General features: G+C 48.1%; 17 protein-coding genes and 1 riboswitch. Of the genes, 12 read left to right on the forward strand and 5 right to left on the reverse strand.

Translation table 11 applies throughout. From position 1 onward, the window contains the following. Nucleotides 1-381: 381 nt before the first annotated feature. On the reverse strand, nt 382-1,794 hold the full coding sequence (gene pyk, locus ASG93_RS16075) for a pyruvate kinase (protein ID WP_056833568.1): 1,413 nt from the start codon (nt 1,792-1,794) through the stop codon (nt 382-384). A 123-nt stretch (nt 1,795-1,917) separates the two neighbouring features. Here pyk and ASG93_RS16080 point away from each other — a divergent pair, with 123 nt between their 5' ends. Beyond that, nucleotides 1,918-2,700 carry a helix-turn-helix transcriptional regulator gene (locus tag ASG93_RS16080; RefSeq protein WP_056833569.1) on the forward strand — a complete coding sequence of 261 codons (783 nt, stop codon included), beginning with the start codon at nt 1,918-1,920 and terminating at the stop codon, nt 2,698-2,700. Nucleotides 2,701-2,707: 7 nt separating this feature from the next. Here the strand turns inward: ASG93_RS16080 and ASG93_RS16085 are convergent, their stop codons facing one another. Continuing rightward, nucleotides 2,708-3,439: a DUF3105 domain-containing protein gene (locus ASG93_RS16085; RefSeq protein ID WP_056833570.1), complete on the reverse strand. Its 732-nt coding sequence runs from the start codon at nt 3,437-3,439 to the stop codon at nt 2,708-2,710. A 194-nt stretch (nt 3,440-3,633) separates the two neighbouring features. After that, nucleotides 3,634-3,743, forward strand: a riboswitch (TPP riboswitch). Between the two features lie 96 nt (nt 3,744-3,839). Here ASG93_RS16085 and ASG93_RS16090 point away from each other — a divergent pair. The 3 genes from ASG93_RS16090 to ASG93_RS16100 are packed head-to-tail and all read left to right on the forward strand — an operon-like array spanning nt 3,840 to nt 6,701. After that, complete coding sequence (locus ASG93_RS16090; RefSeq protein WP_056833571.1) at nt 3,840-4,436, forward strand: ECF transporter S component; 597 nt, start codon at nt 3,840-3,842, stop codon at nt 4,434-4,436. 4 nt (nt 4,437-4,440) lie between these two features. Further along, entirely contained in the window at nt 4,441-5,916 is a 1,476-nt protein-coding gene (locus ASG93_RS16095; protein ID WP_056833572.1) for an ABC transporter ATP-binding protein, read from the forward strand. Beyond that, a complete protein-coding gene (locus ASG93_RS16100) occupies nt 5,907-6,701 on the forward strand; it encodes an energy-coupling factor transporter transmembrane component T family protein (RefSeq protein WP_056833573.1) in 795 nt (264 codons plus the stop codon). The genes ASG93_RS16095 and ASG93_RS16100 overlap by 10 nt, the downstream gene beginning before the upstream one ends. A gap of 60 nt (nt 6,702-6,761) precedes the next feature. Here ASG93_RS16100 and ASG93_RS16105 read toward each other — a convergent pair whose 3' ends face one another. Continuing rightward, nucleotides 6,762-7,163, reverse strand: coding sequence for a hypothetical protein (locus ASG93_RS16105; protein ID WP_056833574.1), 402 nt, complete (start codon nt 7,161-7,163; stop codon nt 6,762-6,764). Between the two features lie 249 nt (nt 7,164-7,412). Here ASG93_RS16105 and ASG93_RS16110 point away from each other — a divergent pair, with 249 nt between their 5' ends. From ASG93_RS16110 to ptsP, 7 genes are all read left to right on the forward strand, one after another. Next, complete coding sequence (locus ASG93_RS16110) at nt 7,413-8,297, forward strand: DMT family transporter (RefSeq protein ID WP_056833575.1); 885 nt, start codon at nt 7,413-7,415, stop codon at nt 8,295-8,297. A gap of 293 nt (nt 8,298-8,590) precedes the next feature. Further along, nucleotides 8,591-9,379 (forward strand): DeoR/GlpR family DNA-binding transcription regulator, encoded by a 789-nt coding sequence (locus ASG93_RS16115; protein WP_321166686.1) that lies wholly within the window; start codon nt 8,591-8,593, stop codon nt 9,377-9,379. Beyond that, nucleotides 9,376-10,335, forward strand: a complete 960-nt coding sequence (gene pfkB / locus ASG93_RS16120; RefSeq protein ID WP_056833576.1) for a 1-phosphofructokinase — start codon at nt 9,376-9,378, stop codon at nt 10,333-10,335. The genes ASG93_RS16115 and pfkB overlap by 4 nt, the downstream gene beginning before the upstream one ends. A 14-nt stretch (nt 10,336-10,349) precedes the next feature. Then, a complete protein-coding gene (locus ASG93_RS16125) occupies nt 10,350-11,723 on the forward strand; it encodes a PTS fructose transporter subunit IIC (protein WP_056833577.1) in 1,374 nt (457 codons plus the stop codon). 72 nt (nt 11,724-11,795) lie between these two features. Continuing rightward, nucleotides 11,796-12,248 carry a PTS sugar transporter subunit IIA gene (locus tag ASG93_RS16130; protein ID WP_056833578.1) on the forward strand — a complete coding sequence of 151 codons (453 nt, stop codon included), beginning with the start codon at nt 11,796-11,798 and terminating at the stop codon, nt 12,246-12,248. Between the two features lie 17 nt (nt 12,249-12,265). Then, nucleotides 12,266-12,544, forward strand: a complete 279-nt coding sequence (locus ASG93_RS16135) for an HPr family phosphocarrier protein (protein WP_056833579.1) — start codon at nt 12,266-12,268, stop codon at nt 12,542-12,544. A 39-nt stretch (nt 12,545-12,583) separates the two neighbouring features. Beyond that, a complete protein-coding gene (ptsP, locus tag ASG93_RS16140; protein WP_056833580.1) occupies nt 12,584-14,305 on the forward strand; it encodes a phosphoenolpyruvate--protein phosphotransferase in 1,722 nt (573 codons plus the stop codon). Nucleotides 14,306-14,432: 127 nt separating this feature from the next. Here the strand turns inward: ptsP and ASG93_RS16145 are convergent, their stop codons facing one another. Beyond that, nucleotides 14,433-16,037 carry an S-layer homology domain-containing protein gene (locus ASG93_RS16145; protein WP_056833581.1) on the reverse strand — a complete coding sequence of 535 codons (1,605 nt, stop codon included), beginning with the start codon at nt 16,035-16,037 and terminating at the stop codon, nt 14,433-14,435. Between the two features lie 647 nt (nt 16,038-16,684). On the opposite strand from ASG93_RS16145, the gene ASG93_RS16150 reads away from it, so the two are divergent. Then, nucleotides 16,685-17,266 (forward strand): nitroreductase, encoded by a 582-nt coding sequence (locus tag ASG93_RS16150; protein WP_056833582.1) that lies wholly within the window; start codon nt 16,685-16,687, stop codon nt 17,264-17,266. A 93-nt stretch (nt 17,267-17,359) separates the two neighbouring features. Here the strand turns inward: ASG93_RS16150 and ASG93_RS16155 are convergent, their stop codons facing one another. Continuing rightward, nucleotides 17,360-18,271, reverse strand: coding sequence for a pseudouridine-5'-phosphate glycosidase (locus ASG93_RS16155; protein ID WP_056833583.1), 912 nt, complete (start codon nt 18,269-18,271; stop codon nt 17,360-17,362).

The raw sequence follows: 18,271 nt of genomic DNA on the forward strand, positions 1-18,271 counted from the left end.
CTTCCGATCTAGCGACGCTATTTTGGTGTTTTCACGGCTTTTACAGCACGAATACAGGAAATAGCGCTCCCTAGTTCCGCGAAAACTGGAAATATGCGGTTTTGAGCAAAATAAGGTCTCTATGTTCCGCGAGCATAGTGTAGTGCCGGGTAGAACCGATAACTCCAATTGATACGCCGAAATAAAGCCAGCAGCTACGTTTCCCAAAAAAATTAGAAAGGGTGTACCCTCAAGCTCTACTTCGAAACTTATACTTTCTATTATCTCAAAAAAGACACCCAAAAGGTGTCTTTTTAAAATTACGCATATAAATGGCAAAGGAGCAGCTGACGTTTCTAGGGTTTACTGCTAAAGGAGCAGCTGACGCTTCTAGGGTTTACTCTAAACCCGTTCAACCTTCAACAGGTTAGTTGTGCCTGATTTCCCTACTGGGATACCGGCCGAGACAACGGTGAGATCGCCCTTCTTCACGTAGCCGAGTGTCTCAGCTTGGCCAATGGCAGAGCGGATCATCGCGTCCGTGGAGTCGCAGAATTCGCCAAGGACCGGGATAACGCCCTGCACCATGCTTAGGTAGTTGATCGCATATTCATTGGACGTCACCGCGATAATCGGCGCTTCCGGACGGTACTTTGCGATCATCCGAGCAGTGAAGCCGCTCTCTGTAGGCGTCAAGATGGCTGCAGCGTGCAGCTTGTTCGCAGAGGATACGACTGCTTGGCATAGCACTTCAGTCACTTCGTTGTTCGACTGAAGCTGCGCATCGATCAAGGAGCTGCGCTCCATGGTTTGCTCGACGCGCTCGGCGATCGTCGCCATCATCGTCACGGACTCGATCGGATACTTGCCTGCAGCTGTTTCGCCGGAAAGCATGACAACGTCACTGCCGTCGAGCACGGCATTCGCCACGTCACTCACTTCAGCGCGTGTTGGACGAGGATTGCGCTGCATGGAATCCAACATTTGCGTCGCCGTAATTACAGGCTTGCCTGCTAAATTACAAGCGCGAATCATGTCTTTCTGCGCAATCGGAACTTCCTCCGTCGGAATCTCAACGCCTAGATCGCCCCGCGCAACCATGATGCCGTCGGAAGCCTCAAGGATCGAAGCGAAATTCGTCATGCCTTCTTCGTTCTCAATCTTCGATATAATCGGCGTAAACGCTGCGCCATGCTGTTCTAAAATCGCGCGAACTTCTCTAACATCGTTTCCGTTACGCACGAAAGACATCGCGATGATGGAAATATTTTCTTCAACGCCGAACTTAATATGCATGACATCACGCTCAGTTACACCGGGTAGGGAGGTACGTACGCCCGGCAAATTAACGCCTTTACGCTGCTTCAAGACACTTTGGTTCAAGACGCTGCAAGTAACTTCGGTACCGTCAATCATTTCTACTCTGAGCTCGATAGAGCCGTCATCGATAAGAATAAGATTTCCCGGCTTAACATCCTGCGGAAGGCCAGGGTAATTCACAGAAACACGGCTGGAATCGCCGATAATTTGTTCAGTCGTAAGCACGATGTGATCGCCGCTTTGCAAATCGTAGGAAGCATCCTTCAATTGACCGATGCGGATTTCCGGTCCTTTAATATCCATTAGGATAGGGATGATGACACCAAGCTCAGCAGCTGCTTGACGTACGCGCTGAATACGTCCCCGATGCTCATCTAAATCGCCATGAGCCATATTCAATCTGGCGACGCTCATGCCCGCGCGAATTAATTCTTTAAGAGTAGGGACGGAATCACAAGCGGGTCCCATGGTACAAATGATTTTTGTTTTACGCATGGTGGTTAGGACTTCCTTTCGATAGTGACGAATGAATTTTGGCTTCATTATATGTCTAAATGAGCCGAAATTCTATGAACTATAGTATGATATATGTACTATAGTATGAAGGAAGGCGACGTTATGCAGGTGATAGCCTTTACGTATGACAAGAGCAGCAATTGGTACAAGGAAGAACTGGAGGGATGCCCCAATTGGACGCTCGTTCTTGTTACCTATGGCCGAAGTGTATATTGGATCAATGAAAAGAAGCAGGTAGTTGAGAAAGGGCAATGGTTGCTCATTCCTAGCAAAACCCCCTTTTATGGAAGAAGTGTACCGACCCAGATCCATGAAAAGTATGTTGTTCAATTTACCGCTGATAGAGCACAGGAGCTGTTTCCGCTCCTCCAGCTTCCGCATTATACTAGCCGATCAACGGGTAAATATGAGCTGATTGTCGATCGTTTGCGCCTAATCCATCAGCAGTGGCAAGATAAGCACTCCTATTACCTAACGCTGTGTGAAGCGCTGCTCAAAGAGCTGTTCGTCTATCTCCATAGAGAATGGGACCAAGATACGACATCGACTGCTACTGCGCAGCTAGTGGAGCAGATGAAAGGCTATATTCAGAACCACTATCGTGAGCACGTGACCAAAGACGAGCTTGCCGCGTGCATAAGCCGATCTCCGAACTATACGGCGGCGCTTTTTCGCAAAGTAACAGGTCAAACGATCAGCGAATTCGTTCATGCGATAAGGATCAAGACAGGCATCTACATGCTTAAACATTCAGCGCTGTCAGTGACCGAAATCTCCGAGTTCATCGGGTACAATGACCCGTCTTATTTTTACCGTGTATTCAGGCGTCTAACCGGCTTAGTGCCAACGGATTTAGTATCCGACCGGGAAACGATTCGCAAGTAGTATTTACTTACATCGTACCGCCGCCGCGGCGTACTTCGGAAGGAATTTGTTCAGGTCCTTTATCAATGTTCTGGTAAATGAACGTACCGACACTTGCTTCGTCAAACTTTGCGAGCTGCATCGTTTTCGTCCATGCTGTCACGACGACCTCCTGATCGCTAGGTACATCTGGATTCGGTACAGCTAGCACACCAGCGCCGGCTTTCTTGAAATGCGTCAAATAATCGAGTCGATCCAGTAGTTCTTTGGGAGCATCCGGGTGGTAATGAATAATGATATCGCCGTGCTCTAAATTATGAACAAGCATTTCATAGGAGGGTCTTTCCTTATAAAAGCCGAACTTTAAGTCATGTGGACTGTGTATACCGGAGGTCGGGATTTTCATTTCATAGGATAGTGTACCCTCAGCATGTCCTCGTCCGTAATCTTTATCTGTCACGACCTGAATAGGAGCATTAAAATTCAGTTTTTCTATACTGTATTTGCTGGAATTTTGCTGAATAAGAGAGGTTCCCACACAGCATATCGCGATAATAACGAGCGTGTGAGAAAGAAGCAGCCAGGTCTTTTGCTTTTTTTTCAGAGCCTGTTTCTCCACCTTTTTCAATCGACTAGAGTTCTGTTTGTGAGCTTTCGCGGCCAACACATAGCCAATAACCGACAAAACAAAAATAGCCAATCCTATGTAGAGCAAAATGGCCATAAAATCAGGTCCGTGCTGCATGGTCGAATGATCCATTATAATTAATCTCCCTTTAGATAAATTTTTAAATATCACACTACATATTGTAGTTATACTGTTGGCTAGAAGTCAATTTCTGCGTAAAGATCATGCTCTTATCATTTGAAATAGAAGAACAGAAATGCCTGGAACATCCATCCCCAAAAAAAGGATTGCCAAAAAGTTGGAAATCCGCTACAGTTAAGCCAAATGAATAGCAACACGGGTGCTTGATGAAGTCAGGCTGAGATAGTGGCCCTATGCCACTGACCGTTAATCTGATCTGGGTAATGCCAGCGTAGAGAATAAGTGCCTTGTTTAGCACTAATTTTATGCCTGCCGCTACCCGGTGGGCTTTTTTTCGTGTTCGCCTATCTCATTTTACACATCTATAAATGAAAAGGAGTCGAACAAGCAGATGACACAAAAAGAAACAGCAGCAAAAGGTTTGAAATTGACGGATATTTTGGTCACCATTGTGATCGCAGCGGTGTTTGGGGTGATTTATCGCGTATGGGGGCCGATGTACGATATTTTGAAACCTTTTGGACTTCACGCGGAGCAGTTGAGCTATGGCATGTGGTTTATGGCAGCAACCTTCGCATTTCTCGTTATTCGTAAACCCGGCGTTGCTTTATTGGCTGAAGTAGCTGCAGCGACGATAGAAGCGCTTTTTGGCGGTTCATGGGGTGTATCGACGCTTGTTTATGGGTTGCTGCAGGGGCTTGGCGCTGAACTCATTTTTGCCCTTTTCCTGTACCGCCGTGCCAATGTTGGCGTGACAATCTTAGCCTCATTCGCATCTTCAGTTTTATCCTTGCTCGTAGATAATTACTATGGCTATATTGATCAACTCACGTTCTGGAACTACTGTCTGTTTATTGGACTTCGTCTCTTAGGCAGCGCTTTGATCGCCGGCGTATTCGCATACTACTTAGCGGGCGCATTGGCTCGTACCGGTGTGCTCAGTCTAGTTCGTCCTGTTTCGAAGAAAGATTACGACGCATTGGGGTAACGTGATGAGCGAAGGAATGAGCGTTACGAATCTAAGGTTAAAATATCCCGGAGAAGACGCCCCCCTGTTATTTCAGGGGGTTTCCTTTTCGATTAAGCCCGGGGAAAAGGTATTGCTACTGGGACCGAGCGGCTGTGGCAAATCAACCCTGCTTCAAGTGCTAAGCGGAATTGTGCCTGACATTGTAGAGATTCCGCTCAAGTCAGATGGCATTCACACTCCAAGCCGCTCAGGCTATGTTTTTCAAGATCCGGAGACACAGTTCTGCATGCCGTATGTGGATGAGGAAATTGCGTTCGTCTTGGAAAATTTACAAGTCCCCCGTGAGGAGATGCCTGCCCGTATCGCGTATTATCTGGAGTTGGTGGGACTACAACTGGAAGACAGCCATATCTTGATTAGAAATCTGTCGCAAGGGATGAAACAGCGGCTGGCTATTGCGAGTGTACTCGCCCTTGAGCCGGAAGTGCTGTTCCTTGACGAGCCTACAGCGCTTCTGGATGAAGAGGGCACTGAGCAGGTATGGGAAACGGTCCGAAGGATTAGTGCTGAGAAGACACTGGTTATCGTGGAGCATAAAATAAGAGGCATCCTGGGATTCATCGACCGCTTGATCGTTATGTCACCAGATGGCGGACTTTTGGCGGATGGTCCGCCTCGAGAGGTGTTCAAAGCTTACAAACAGCAAATGATCGAGTACGGGATTTGGTACCCTGGGGTTTGGGACGATAATAAGTTTGAGTTAAAAACAACCTCCGTCCTTCAGACTGCGGCACCGGTCATGACTCTACGCGATTATGTAGGGCTGCGCGGAGGGCAGATCAAGACCTCTGTGGATAACTTGAGCGTCTATCCGGGCGACTGGATTACGGTTGTCGGCGCCAACGGCGCTGGCAAAAGCTCGCTGCTGCTAGCAATCATGCGGCTCATTCCGACCCATGGCAGCTGCTGGATCGAGGGGGTTAAAGGCGGCAAAGTCGAGCAGCTTGCGGAGCAAGTCGGCTTTGTGTTCCAGAACCCCGAATTCCAATTCGTCACGAATTCGGTGGAGGAAGAGCTGGCCTACTCCTTGCCGGAGGCGGAGCAGGGGCGGGACGTGCAGTGGGCAGCAATCGAGTTGCTGCTTAGGGAATACGACCTGCTCGCGCTGCGCAAGAGACACCCGTTCCAGCTGTCGATGGGTCAGAAGCGGCGCTTAAGCGTGGCATCCGCGCTTGTGCGCGGCCCCCGCATTCTGCTGCTGGATGAGCCCACCTTCGGGCTTGATGCGCGCGGCACGCTGCGCATCTTGCAGCAGCTGGAGCGGCTGCGGGCGAGCGGAACCGCGATCGTGATGGTCACGCACGATCCGGAGATTGTGAAACGCTGCGCCACGCGCGTTTGGCAGGTTGAAGATGGGCATGTGAAGGAATGGCCAGCTGGGAAGCTGGCAGCCTTCGACTCACATGCTCCGGAAGGAGCTACGGTGCTATGCAAATAACATTCGCGTATCGTGAAACCTGGCTGCACCGGGTGAATCCTGGTGTAAAGCTCATCCTGTCCATTCTTCTGTTTATTGTTGTGGTGTTCACGCATAATCTGAATGCCATGATGTACTTGACCTTGGGCGCACTGGTGCCGCTCTTCTTGTTCACAGGCCATCCGATGAAACGGCTGCTGTTATATGCATCACCGTTCATGTTGATCTTCCTATCCTCTTCCACGGGGATGATGATGTTCGGCAGCGGAGAAACGCTGTGGTATCAGCTGGGCTTCATCCGAATCACTGAAGAAAGCTTCTACCGCGGCATCCATCTGGGCTTTCGGGGCCTTCAGGTCGCCGCGGTTGGGCTCATGTTCAGCTTAACCACACGGCCGGTTGCCCTATTATATGCCATGATGCAGCAGTGGAAAGTCGCGCCGAAATACGCATATAGCTTCCTCGCCGCGCTGCGCATGCTGCCGCTCATGCTCGAAGAATTCCAAACTCTTCGTTATGCGCTGAAGGTGCGGGGCAAGAAGAAGCGTAATCCCATCATCGGATGGTATACGACGCTGCGAATGTATGCCATCCCGCTGCTCGCCCAAAGCATACGCCGCGCCCACCGGACGGCTGTGGCGATGGAAGCGAAGCGTTTTTCCTCACAAAAAAAACGGACTTATTATTATGTATCATCCTATTCGATTCTAGATGTTTACTATATCCTTTATTGGATTGTGCTCGTCCTTCTAGCTAATTGGCTGGGGAAAGTATGGCCATTGTTGAACGCAGCGGACGTCCGATAAGAACTATGAAGAGCAATCGAAACCAACGAACATATTGGTTTCGATTGCTCTTTGTTTTTGTCATTTACCCCATTTAAGGGACAATACCACTTCACAGCACTGTTTCTCGGGGACGCGAGGATCGATAGTGAAATGAACAACGCTTGGTGTAAATTTAGTCAATATGATGGATTCAATGCCAAAAGTATGGATAATCCGATCCACTTCTTTCTGATTGCCTTGCTGGGCATTGCTCATCAATTGGCCAGCTATAGCTGGGTCTGCCAGCTTTTGGATTAAGAGAGAGGCGTCTCGAAGGAGGCTCTGAGAGGTTGCAGCCGAATGTGAGAGTACCTTCGTATCCACATGCGGATAATCACGATCCCAAGCCCAGTAAGCAGGGTAGTAAGCAGCAGGAATAGGGTAACGATCATAGGGTGAGTAGGGGTATGTGTATGTGTAATTGGAAGCAGGATAATTCATGGATGATCTCCTTTAGAGTTTTATGCCAGAAAATACGCTACACCACTATATGTCGATGGGGGCTGGTGTGGTTCCTGAAATTTATGTATTACCGCTTCATACAATCATACTTCGATACAAAACGAAATCAATTCAGTTTATAATCCATATATAAAGGTGAGTTTTACAATCTGCTTCGATCATAAACAAAATTTGAGTGTGAAGAAAACAGTCATCCTGAAAGTTTATGCAGCCTTATGGGAGGATATTATGAATCGCTATTTATTTGGATTAATGGTTGTTGTCACAACATCACTGATGGGATCTTCCTTCGCTGTCGGTAAAATGGGTTTGACCTATTTCTCACCTCTTCTATTGGTAGGCTGTCGCTTTACGTTGGCAGGACTAATTATGGCTATGTTTGTGAGAAAAAGGCCGCGTCCAGGTGATCTTCGAGACTGGAGCAAAATCATGAGCGTGGGGCTGTTCCAAACAGCTGGCGTCATGGGCTGTATTTTTCTAAGCTTACGCACGATTACCGCTGGGGAGTCTTCGATTTTGACTTTCACCAACCCACTGCTCGTCATCGTGCTGGGAACGCTGTTTCTAGGCGCGAAATACCGAATTTCCCAATGGATCGGAGTCGTGATCGGCTGTGCTGGCGTGTTTATCACGCTGGGTGTTCACATGCAGTTGCAAACGGGTACGCTGCTTGGGATGGGCTCTGCAATTTCGTGGGCTATCTCCACACTGCTCATTAAGAAATGGGGAGGCAGCTTCGATGTGTGGGTCCTAACCTCTTACCAAATGCTGTTCGGCGGTCTCCTTCTCCTTGTTATGAGTCTGACCATGGAAACTCCGAAGCTAATCCTAGGAGTATCCGCCGTATTGATTCTATTATGGCTTGCAATCATGGCCTCCATCGTGCAATTCGCCTCTTGGTTCTTCTTATTGAAACAAGGGGATCCCGGTAAAACGAGCGCCTTTTTATTCCTCGCCCCGTTCTTCGGTGTTTTGTCAGGGTGGCTGCTGCTTGGTGAAGTCATAGAATGGTTCGTGTATGTAGGGGGATCACTCATCCTTATCGGTATTTTTTTCGTGAATTGGACGTTTTCAGCCCGAACCCGGAGAAAAGCGAAAGTGACCTCATCATAGAAGCTTCTAAAACCCACCCTTTGAGGGTGGGTTTTTCATTAGAAAAGTATAAGTTTTATACACTTCGCGTCATCAGTCTTGACAAACTCGCTCGTCCCAGAAGGACGATGGAGTCGTTTATCCTTGTGCGCGGCAGCTTATTCTGTTGTGATCAAATATGACTAATATGAAAGAAATTACCGCTGGAAAGCGCTTTACAAATAAATATCGATCACATATAATCATGAATGAGAACAAACAATCAATTAAATGACTTTATATGAGCAAGTTACTAGTTGGAATAGGGGGGGATCGTGATACTGTTTGAGGAAGAACGTCAGCAGAAGATCGCCGATTACGTACAAGAAAGAGAGCGTGCCTCCGTTCAGGAGCTGGCGCAGCATTATCAGGTTTCTGAATCAACAGTTCGAAGAGATCTGAAGATTCTCGAGGAAGAAGGCAAGCTTCGCCGCACGCATGGAGGAGCTGTAGCTTTTGTCAGCGACAATTCAGAGCCTACTTTTGTGGAAAAAGAAGATCGCTATCGTTTACAAAAGGAGCTGATAGCCAAAGAAGCCGCGACTATGGTTCGGGAAGGCGATTCTATCCTACTCGATTCGGGAACTACAACTTATTATTTGGCTAAGGAATTGAAAACATTCAAAAATCTTACGGTGGTAACCAATTCCGTTGCAGTAGCTCAAGAATTGTCTGCCAATACAGGAATCGATTTGATTCTTACAGGCGGCACCTTGCGTCATGAAACGCTGGCAATGGTAGGTCCGTTAGCCGAGAAGGCGTTGGAAACCGTACATGTTGATAAAGCCTTCGTGGCAATCAATGGTCTAGATCCCGTCATTGGATTAACAACACCGAATATGTTGGAGGCTTCGACCAAACGGGCTTTCTTCCGTTCAACCAAGCAGGTAATTTTACTCATGGACCATAGCAAATATGGAAGAGTATCTTTTGCTAAGGTTGCGGCATTAACCGAGATTGACCAGCTTCTGACGGATGACGGTATATCGGACAATGCGCTAAAAGAGCTAGATACGGCTGGGGTTACCGTTACCATCGTACAAACGGGTGGGAGGAAGTCATGAAGCTGCCTGTCTTAACGATTACACTCAATCCGGCCTTGGACAAAACGGTAACGGTGGAGGATTTTGTTCTTGGCGGATTGAACCGGATTAAAGAATGGCGAATGGATGCTGGAGGAAAGGGCATCAATGTTGCCAAAGTACTGAAGAATTTTTCCGTTGATGTGACGGCTTGGGGCTTGTGTGCAGGGCGCCAAGGGAATGTACTGACGGATACACTTTCGAGTCTAGGCATACCGAATTGGTTTGTTCAGGCCAAGGGTGAAACGAGAACGAACCTGAAGCTGTATGTGGAACATACCCGGGAAACAACGGAGTTGAATGAGCCAGGATTTACGGTAGACGAAGACGTGTTAAGTCAATTTCTTGATCGTTTCAGAAACGATATTCGTCACGTATCGTTAGTTGTCCTGGGGGGCAGTTTGCCAAAGGGAATACCGGGTGATTTCTATAAAACACTTATCCAAATTGCCAATGAGGCAGGTGTTCGGACCGTATTGGATGCCGATGGCGAACCTTTCGTCCATGGTATTGAGGCTGTTCCTTACGCGATTAAGCCGAACATTCATGAACTGGAGTCGTTCTTCGGAGAGTCCTTCCAGTCGGATGAAGAGATTATCGATGCGGCGAGAAGATTAATCGCTAAAGGAATTGCTTGTGTGGCGGTTTCTTTAGGTGGAGAGGGCTCGATTCTTGTAACGGAGACGGAGGCCATTCGCGCCAAACCTGCTCCAATTACTCCTCTAAGTACCGTAGGGGCTGGGGATTCCATGGTAGCCGCGCTCATTTATTGCATGCTGAATGGCATGTCACTGGAAGAAGCTGCGAGATGGAGCTCAACTGCAGGAACTGTAACGGCTTTGAAGCCGGGAACACAGGTTTGTACACTTGCTGAAGTGAAAGAAAAACTAGGCAGTGTAAATATATGGTCTATTTCAAAAACAACAAATACAAATTAAAGGCGGAGGCGTCTATGAAAAAGATTCTTGCAGTTACTGCTTGTCCAACCGGTGTCGCACATACGTACATGGCCGCTGAGTCCTTAGCAAAAGCAGCTAGAGAAAAGGGTATTCCGATTAAAGTAGAAACTAGAGGAGCTGTCGGTGTAGAAAACGAGTTTACCGAGCAGGAGATTGCCGAGGCTCATGCTATTATTGTAGCTGCGGACACGGATGTATTAGAATCCCGTTTCGCTGGAAAACCGGTTGTTAAAGTCCCTGTGGCGCAGGCGATCAAAAATCCGGCAGGCCTTCTCGATGAAGCGTTGAACAAGGAAGCGGCCTCTGCTGATGATTATCTGAAGCAAGTTGAGCAGTCGAAATCTCAGCGCAGCGCTTCACGAACCGGAGCCTATAAGCATTTGATGACAGGCGTTTCAAACATGCTTCCTTTGGTTGTCGCCGGCGGATTGCTCATTGCACTTTCTTTTATTTTCGGAATTGAGGCTTTTAAAGAACAGGGTACATTTGCCGCTGCTTTAATGGACATTGGCGGCGGAGCAGCTTTTGCTTTGATGGTACCGATCTTGGCGGGATTCATCGCCTTCTCTATTGCGGAAAAGCCGGGCTTGGCGCCGGGTCTTGTTGGCGGGATGCTCGCTTCAAAAATGGGAGCAGGTTTCCTTGGCGGCATCATTGCCGGATTTCTTGCGGGTTATGTCGCGAAGCTTTTGAAAGATTATATCAAGATGCCTAAGAATTTTGAAGGCTTGAAACCTATTCTAATTATTCCTTTACTGGCTACCGGAATTACTGGACTTCTAATGATATACGTGATTGGCGAGCCAGTAAAAGCAATTATGGATGGTTTGACAGTATGGCTCAAATCGCTCGGATCCACGAATGCCGTATTGCTAGGTGTTCTACTTGGAGCGATGATGGCGTTCGATATGGGCGGCCCTGTGAATAAAGCGGCGTATACGTTCGCTGTAGGTTTGTTGGCCAGCAGTGTATACGGCCCGATGGCAGCGGTAATGGCTGCTGGTATGACACCTCCGCTAGGTTTGTGGCTGGCAACGATACTTGCTCCGAAGAAATTTACGAAGGAGGAGCGGGATGCCGGTAAAGCAGCTTCTGTTCTGGGAATTTCGTTTATCACGGAAGGTGCCATTCCGTTTGCCGCAGGCGATCCGTTCCGCGTGATCCCTTCGATCATGGTCGGTTCTGCTTTAACAGGCGCTTTATCCATGCTGTTCGGCGCTACGCTGCGCGCGCCTCATGGAGGGATTTTCGTTCTGCCGATTCCGAATGCTGTCGGCCATCTGGGTTTATATGCTTTAGCTATCGTAGCAGGAACTGTTGTTACAGCCATCATGCTGAATATATTAAAGAAGCCTGTAAAAGACTAAATCTTTACACCAACTAAAACAAATCAAGCAGGGGGAATTTCTTCCCCCTTTATATTTAGGGAGGATACAATAATGAATATTAAAGAACTGCTGAATGAGCAAAGTATTTTGATCCCATTGGAAGCAACAAGCAAAGAACAATGCATGCAATCCATGATCGACGGACTTGCAGCCGCTGGTTGTATTACGGATAAAGAAGCATATCTGGAGGCGGTTTTGAAGCGGGAAGAGACTGGCTCGACAGGAATAGGCTTTGGTGTTGCTATTCCTCACGGGAAGTCGAACGGAGTCAGCAAGCCGGGCGTTGCTTTTGCCAAGTTGACACAGCCCCTTGATTGGAAATCGTTAGATGACCAGCCTGTGCGCATCGTCTTCATGATTGCCGTACCGGAGGCCGCTGCAGGCAATGAGCATCTGCAAATTTTGATCGCGCTCTCCCGTAAGCTGATTAATGAGGAGTTCCGTGAAAGCTTGATGAAAGTGACCGAAGCGCAGCAATTGATAACGATTTTGGAAACCATTTAAGAGGAGATGTGCAAGTCATGCTTACAAAAGAACTTACAATCCGGAACGATTCCGGCTTTCATATTCGCCCTGCCCAGCTTTTTACGGAAAAAGCGGCATCTTTTCAATCAACTGTAAAGCTTGAATATAAGAATGAGCCTAATGTCGCGATCATCGACGGGAAAAGTATTCTTGGTCTTATGACGCTTGGGTTGGAGAAGGGGTCGGTTATTACACTGATAACCGAAGGAACGGATGAACAAGCGGCGCTAGATGCTTTGGCTGAATTGGTGGAAAGCGGCTTTGGAGAAGTATAAGAGCTGCTTATAGCAGCTTGAGGGATAGGAGATGCTAGCATGACGGAGAGAGTACTGCAGGGACTAGGAGTTTCCGCCGGCATTCGCACAGGTAAAGCATTCGTGTACGCGCCAGTGCAGCTAACGGACGTAGAGAAAAAGAAAACGCAAGATGTCGATGCCGAGGTTGCACGGCTTCGGGAAGCCAAATCTGCTTGTCAGGCTGAACTGCAAGTTCTGATTGAGAAGGCGCAGCTTACGCTTGGGGAAGAGAAGGCTGTAATTCTGAAAGGGCAGATCAGCTTTCTGCAAGATCCAACCTTTTATCCACCCATGGAGAAATTAATCGCGGGCGAGCAGTGGACAGCGGAAAGTGCGATTCACCAAGTGGTCACGCAGATTGCTGCTCTGTTCGAAAGCATGAAGAATGAATATATGCGGGAGCGCGCGGCAGATGTCCGCGATGTAGGAAACAGGATGTTCGCTCAGCTATGTGAACGCAAAGGAACACAGCTTTCCGATATCGGAGAGCCTGTTATTCTCGTAGCGGATGATCTGACACCTTCTGATACGGTTCAATTGGACAAAAATTTGGTGCTCGGATTTGTCACTCGTATAGGCGGCAAGACATCCCACACCGCTATTTTGGCCAATTCCTTAGGGATTGCAGCAATCCTGGGGTTAGGGGATGGGGTGGATCAGATTCAGCATGGTGACGAGCTTCTTATTGATGGCTCGACCGGTAACTGTATCTTAAACCCATCGGCGTCAACCAAAGAATCCTACTACGCTCTCATGCAGCGTGATGAAGCCGAGAAGGCCGAGCTGCTGGCCTACGTGGAACGGGATGCTGTCACGAAGGACGGCTTCCGTGTGGAACTGGCTGCGAATATCGGCACGGTCGAAGAGTCGGCAAGCCTGCTGAGCCAAGGGGCTGAAGCGGTGGGGCTATACCGCACGGAGTTTTTATTTATGGGGCAATCCCAGATGCCTGACGAGGAAACCCAATATAAGGCTTACCGGCAAGTAGCAGAAGCAATGAAGGGACGTCCTGTTGTTATTCGTACGCTCGATATTGGCGGCGATAAGGAGCTTCCTTATCTGGATTTGCCGAAGGAGATGAATCCCTTTCTTGGCTATCGAGCTATTCGACTTTGTCTAGACCGTAAGGAACTGCTTATAACCCAGCTTCGTGCGATTTTGCGAGCGGGGGTTCACGGTGATGTGAAAATTATGTTTCCGATGATTTCGGGCATGGAAGAGTGGCGTCAGGCGAAAAAAATCTATGAGCAGACTCGCGAACAGCTTAGCCAAGAAGGAATCCCTTATGCGGATTCTGTAGAATTGGGAATAATGATTGAAATTCCGTCAGCAGCATTGCTTGCTTCCAGATTTGCCAAGGAAGTAGACTTCTTCAGTATCGGGACGAACGATCTTGTGCAGTACACGGTTGCTGTCGATCGTATGAATGAGAAGGTAGCTTATTTATACGATTATTTCCATCCTGCCGTCATTCGACTGATCAAGACGGTCATCGATGCTTCTAATGCTGTAAGCAAATGGAGTGGAATGTGCGGCAGCATGGCAGGTGACCCGATTGCTGCACCGCTTTTGCTCGGCTTAGGTCTGCATGAATGGAGTATGGCGGCTTCCTCGCTTTCTAAGGTGAAGAAAGTGATTACAGATTTGAACCGCAGCGATTGCGCGGCTTTAGTAGAAAGGATTTTGGAGATGGACACGGCGGCCGAGGTTAGAGAGGCATTGCTGGCGTTTAAGCCATAATTAAAAAGACAGTCAGGGGAGTTTTGTCCCTGACTGTCTTTTTTGCGCTTGGCAGTGCTTCGCATCTACCTTGACAATTGCGCTCGTCCCTGAAGGACGACGGAGTCGTTTATCCTTGGTCCTATTATCAGTTAAGCGTCACGAAACTTGTTGCTTTTTCACCTGTTGGAGTTACTGCGGTTATTTCGAAGGAAGTCACATTACCAGTCACAGTAACGTTTCCAACCGCGTCAACCGCTACGGTTCCTACAGCTGTTCCGGCATTTCCATTAATATCATTCGTGATGAAAAGGGTGCCTAATGCGAAATTATAGCCACTAATGTCCGCGCTTTTATACTTAATACCGTAGTTATCAGTAATGGAAAGATCCATTTCCGTATAAGCATTGAAGGTATAAACGCTTCCTGTTACCGTCTTCGCAATGGAAGTTTGTCCAGCTTTTATTTCCTCGGTAGTGATCGCATCGCTCTTAACCGTGACAGTTACGTGCAATTGCTTGGCATCGCCATTTCCAATTTGGACAATAACACTAATGTCTGCAGTTCCCGGCTTGTTGCCTAGAACATAAGCATGATGGTCTGAGGTAAGACCTACTTTAGCGATGCTAGAATCAGAGGAATGAACGGATTGAACAACCCCAGGGATTGCAATAGGATCTCCACTAGCCGATGTCACTTTAATTTCAATTTCTTTAGCTAATTTACTTTGTGTTGGGTCTTCAGCTGTTGCTTTGTTAACGAGACCGTTTAATCCCGTTGCTGCATCTGTTAGACCGCTATCAAGCACACCAGCTAATGTGTAGGTGCCGTTAATCGAAACTTTCCCTGTGCTAGAGGCTGTAACGCTAAAGCTGCCAGTTGTTGTTTGGACAGTGGAAGCATCGAGTCCGCCAAGCGTAACCGTGTAATCACCTGCAGCGAGCGCAATAGTAGTCGATAGTGTTGCCGATTGGCTATCGCTAGCCCACTCTGTTGTCGTAGGGACTACGGTTGAACCATTTTTCAAAGTGAGGGTTGCTTTGCTGGCATCTACCTTTTTATTGAAGGTAACTTGAACCTTTTTATTGTCGGAAGATGAGGCTTGCGTTTTTGTGATCGAAATGCGTGTTTGATTCCCGAAAACTTGCTGAGCTGTATAGGAGCTTAGAACAAGGTCAGCACGATTGGCAGGCTGGTTGCCAGATTTTCCAGTAGGGTGAATGCCAAGATCTGTTGCTTGTTTCACAGCATCTGCGTACCAAGGTAAGCCTGTCATGGAAACCTTTTTGCCCAAACCTTTAAGCAGGACAATATCCAGCTGAGCTGTCGTTACCGAATCGCCGGGAAGGAAAGTTGTGTCGGTTACGCCGTCTATGAGGCCGGCTTTTTTGGCTGCTTCAATATAAGGGATGGCCCAGCCATTCGCTGTATCATTGGCCTGAACATCAGAGAAACTGGACACCTTAACCGTAGGATCAACAGTGATGTTGTAAATCAATGTGGCTACTTTGGCAAATTGAGCACGAGTCATATTTTGCGTAATGCCAAATGTGCTGTCCGAGACGCCTTCAAAAACACCAGCTGCAATCATCGCATCAATCTTAGCTTTCAGCGCGGCATCACTACCGGCCAAATCTGTAAAATCAGCACTTGTTTTGGCTGCAGCGGAAGCTGGAAGAGAAAGTGCAGTTGAAGCAAATAAAGAGAAAGCCATTGCGGCCGTCGCGAACATCGTGAGTTTCGTGGATTTCATAGTGCCTCCCAAGGGTTAATTATAATTTTGAAACTAGCAAACTATCGTTCATGTTCTGTTGCTATAACTATACCTTGCATGATAGAGTGCGTCATTGTCAAATTCTTGGCAGCCTCGGTGGGGGAGTGCTAAGTAAGTGCAGACAAGTGCAATGAGAATGATAGGATGAGAATGATAGATGGAATGAAAAACGAGAACGATAAATGAAAGTAAAAAATGAAAAGTGAAAGCGATAAATGAAAGTGAAAATGAAAAATGAAAGTGAAAAATGAGAAAATGAAAAAGCTTTAGATGATGCGTAAATGCGCATGAGGAACACCCAAAACAATGAAGGTAACTTCGATTGTTTTCACACGCTAAAAAGATAAATATGTCTCATACATAGGTATTGGGCTTTCTAGAATGTTCATTTCGATGCAGCATCCGAAGAGAACAATCAGTCGATTCGGTAAGTGGTCATGTTTTGTTGGTGTTTTGTTTTCTGCTTTTAGATGAAAAGGGGAAAATGCATTGAAAGCATGATTCAACCGAGGCCTAGGGAGTAGCTCATAGCTAAAAGGACGATGCTTCCACTGCAGGTTTGCAGAGGGAGCTTGGGTCGTGCAACAATAGAGATAGCATAAGCAAATAGGAGAGGAGTGGGATTCATGGATATAAAAGAAGCGATTCGTCAGCGCCGCAGTATCGGGAAGGTCAAACAGGATCCTATCGACAAACAACTAATCGAAGAAATCCTTGAAGCAGGCATATGGGCGCCTAATCATTGTCATACAGAACCGTGGAGGTTCTGGGTTATGACCGGTGAAGGCAGAAGTTTGTTAGGCCGTGGTTTCGCCGAGGTTGCCGCTGCAGAAGCGGATCCGGCGCTTTCTGAGGAGGAGTTAAACAAGCTGAAAAGCGCTCAGGAGAAGAAAGCGTTCCGCGCTCCTGTTGTAATTGCCGTGGCCGTTACACCCTCAGAGAAGCCTGTAGTTCCGGAGATCGAGGAATATGCAGCCGCACATGCCGCTGTGCAAAATATGCTGCTTACCGCGCACGCATTAGGCCTAGGAACGATATGGCGGACGGGTGCACCTACCTATCATCCGAAGATGCGTGAGGTGTTCAGTCTTGTGGGAAAAGAGGAGCTGGTCGGATTCATCTACATCGGCTATCCAGACATGGCTCCTCCTAAGGCGCAACGGATGCCGTTCGCACATAAGACGACATGGGTGAGCGTGAAAGTATAAATATTTATCGAACATAAAACGTTAAAAAACGAGCCGCCAGAACTTCTGGGGCTCGTTTTTTTTTGATAAGTCGAGGTCAGATGGACTCGACCTTTAGTTCTTAAGGGCAACCGCAACCTGCGCGGCCGTTTGCGCATTGTGGTAAACGAGCGCGATGTTCGTCTCCAAGCTGCGGCCTTCGGTCAGCTGTTTGATGCGCGCTAGCAGGAAAGGCGTGACCTTCTTGCCGGTCACGTTCTGATCTTTGGCCTCAGCCAGCGCTTGCTGGATGACGCCTTCGATCTCGTGATGGTTCATCGCGGATTCCGCGGGAACCGGATTGGCGATGATGGCGCCGCCGGCTAGGCCCAGCTCCCACTTGGTGCGTAGCATGGCCGCGACCTCGGCTGCCTCATCGAGGCGGAAGTCTACGCCGTAGCCGCTTTCGCGGGCGTAGAAGGACGGGAACTCGCTCGTTTGGAAACCAACCACGGGAACGCCGTGGGTTTCCAAATACTCGAGCGTACGGCCGATATCGAGGATTGACTTCACGCCTGCGCAGACGACAGCGACGTTCGTTTGAGCCAGCTCCGTCAAGTCGGCGGAAACGTCCATTGTCACTTCACCTTCGCGGTGAACACCGCCGATACCGCCTGTAGCGAACACTTCGATGCCGGCAAGCGCCGCACCGATCATCGTTGCGGCTACGGTTGTCGCACCGATTTTGCCGGATGACAGGATGTAAGGGAAGTCACGACGGCTGACTTTTTCTACATTGGCCGTTGTCGCAAAAGCCTCAAGCTCCTGCTCGTTCAAGCCGATCTTGATTTTGCCATCCATAATGCCAATCGTTGCTGGAACAGCGCCGTTGTCGCGGATGATTTGCTCACACTTTTTAGCCATTTCAATGTTCTGCGGATAAGGCATCCCGTGGGAAATAATCGTTGTTTCCAAGGCTACGATTGGTTTATTGTTCGCGAGAGCATCTTTCACTTCGTCGGTAAATGTCAGGTAGGATGTGTTCAT

Source organism: Paenibacillus sp. Soil787, assembly GCF_001429545.1.
Classification (GTDB): Bacteria; Bacillota; Bacilli; order Paenibacillales; family NBRC-103111; genus Paenibacillus_E.

Coding starts and splice junctions, on each gene's coding strand:
- ASG93_RS16135 (WP_056833579.1), top strand. CDS start 12,266: ATGCTTACAAAAGAACTTACAATCCGGAACGATTCCGGCTTTCATATT.
- pyk (WP_056833568.1), bottom strand. CDS start 1,794: ATGCGTAAAACAAAAATCATTTGTACCATGGGACCCGCTTGTGATTCC.
- ASG93_RS16090 (WP_056833571.1), top strand. CDS start 3,840: ATGACACAAAAAGAAACAGCAGCAAAAGGTTTGAAATTGACGGATATT.
- ASG93_RS16080 (WP_056833569.1), top strand. CDS start 1,918: ATGCAGGTGATAGCCTTTACGTATGACAAGAGCAGCAATTGGTACAAG.
- ptsP (WP_056833580.1), top strand. CDS start 12,584: ATGACGGAGAGAGTACTGCAGGGACTAGGAGTTTCCGCCGGCATTCGC.
- ASG93_RS16150 (WP_056833582.1), top strand. CDS start 16,685: ATGGATATAAAAGAAGCGATTCGTCAGCGCCGCAGTATCGGGAAGGTC.
- ASG93_RS16105 (WP_056833574.1), bottom strand. CDS start 7,163: ATGAATTATCCTGCTTCCAATTACACATACACATACCCCTACTCACCC.
- ASG93_RS16110 (WP_056833575.1), top strand. CDS start 7,413: ATGAATCGCTATTTATTTGGATTAATGGTTGTTGTCACAACATCACTG.
- ASG93_RS16130 (WP_056833578.1), top strand. CDS start 11,796: ATGAATATTAAAGAACTGCTGAATGAGCAAAGTATTTTGATCCCATTG.
- ASG93_RS16095 (WP_056833572.1), top strand. CDS start 4,441: ATGAGCGAAGGAATGAGCGTTACGAATCTAAGGTTAAAATATCCCGGA.
- ASG93_RS16125 (WP_056833577.1), top strand. CDS start 10,350: ATGAAAAAGATTCTTGCAGTTACTGCTTGTCCAACCGGTGTCGCACAT.
- ASG93_RS16145 (WP_056833581.1), bottom strand. CDS start 16,037: ATGAAATCCACGAAACTCACGATGTTCGCGACGGCCGCAATGGCTTTC.
- ASG93_RS16085 (WP_056833570.1), bottom strand. CDS start 3,439: ATGGATCATTCGACCATGCAGCACGGACCTGATTTTATGGCCATTTTG.
- ASG93_RS16100 (WP_056833573.1), top strand. CDS start 5,907: ATGCAAATAACATTCGCGTATCGTGAAACCTGGCTGCACCGGGTGAAT.
- ASG93_RS16155 (WP_056833583.1), bottom strand. CDS start 18,271: ATGAACACATCCTACCTGACATTTACCGACGAAGTGAAAGATGCTCTC.
- pfkB (WP_056833576.1), top strand. CDS start 9,376: ATGAAGCTGCCTGTCTTAACGATTACACTCAATCCGGCCTTGGACAAA.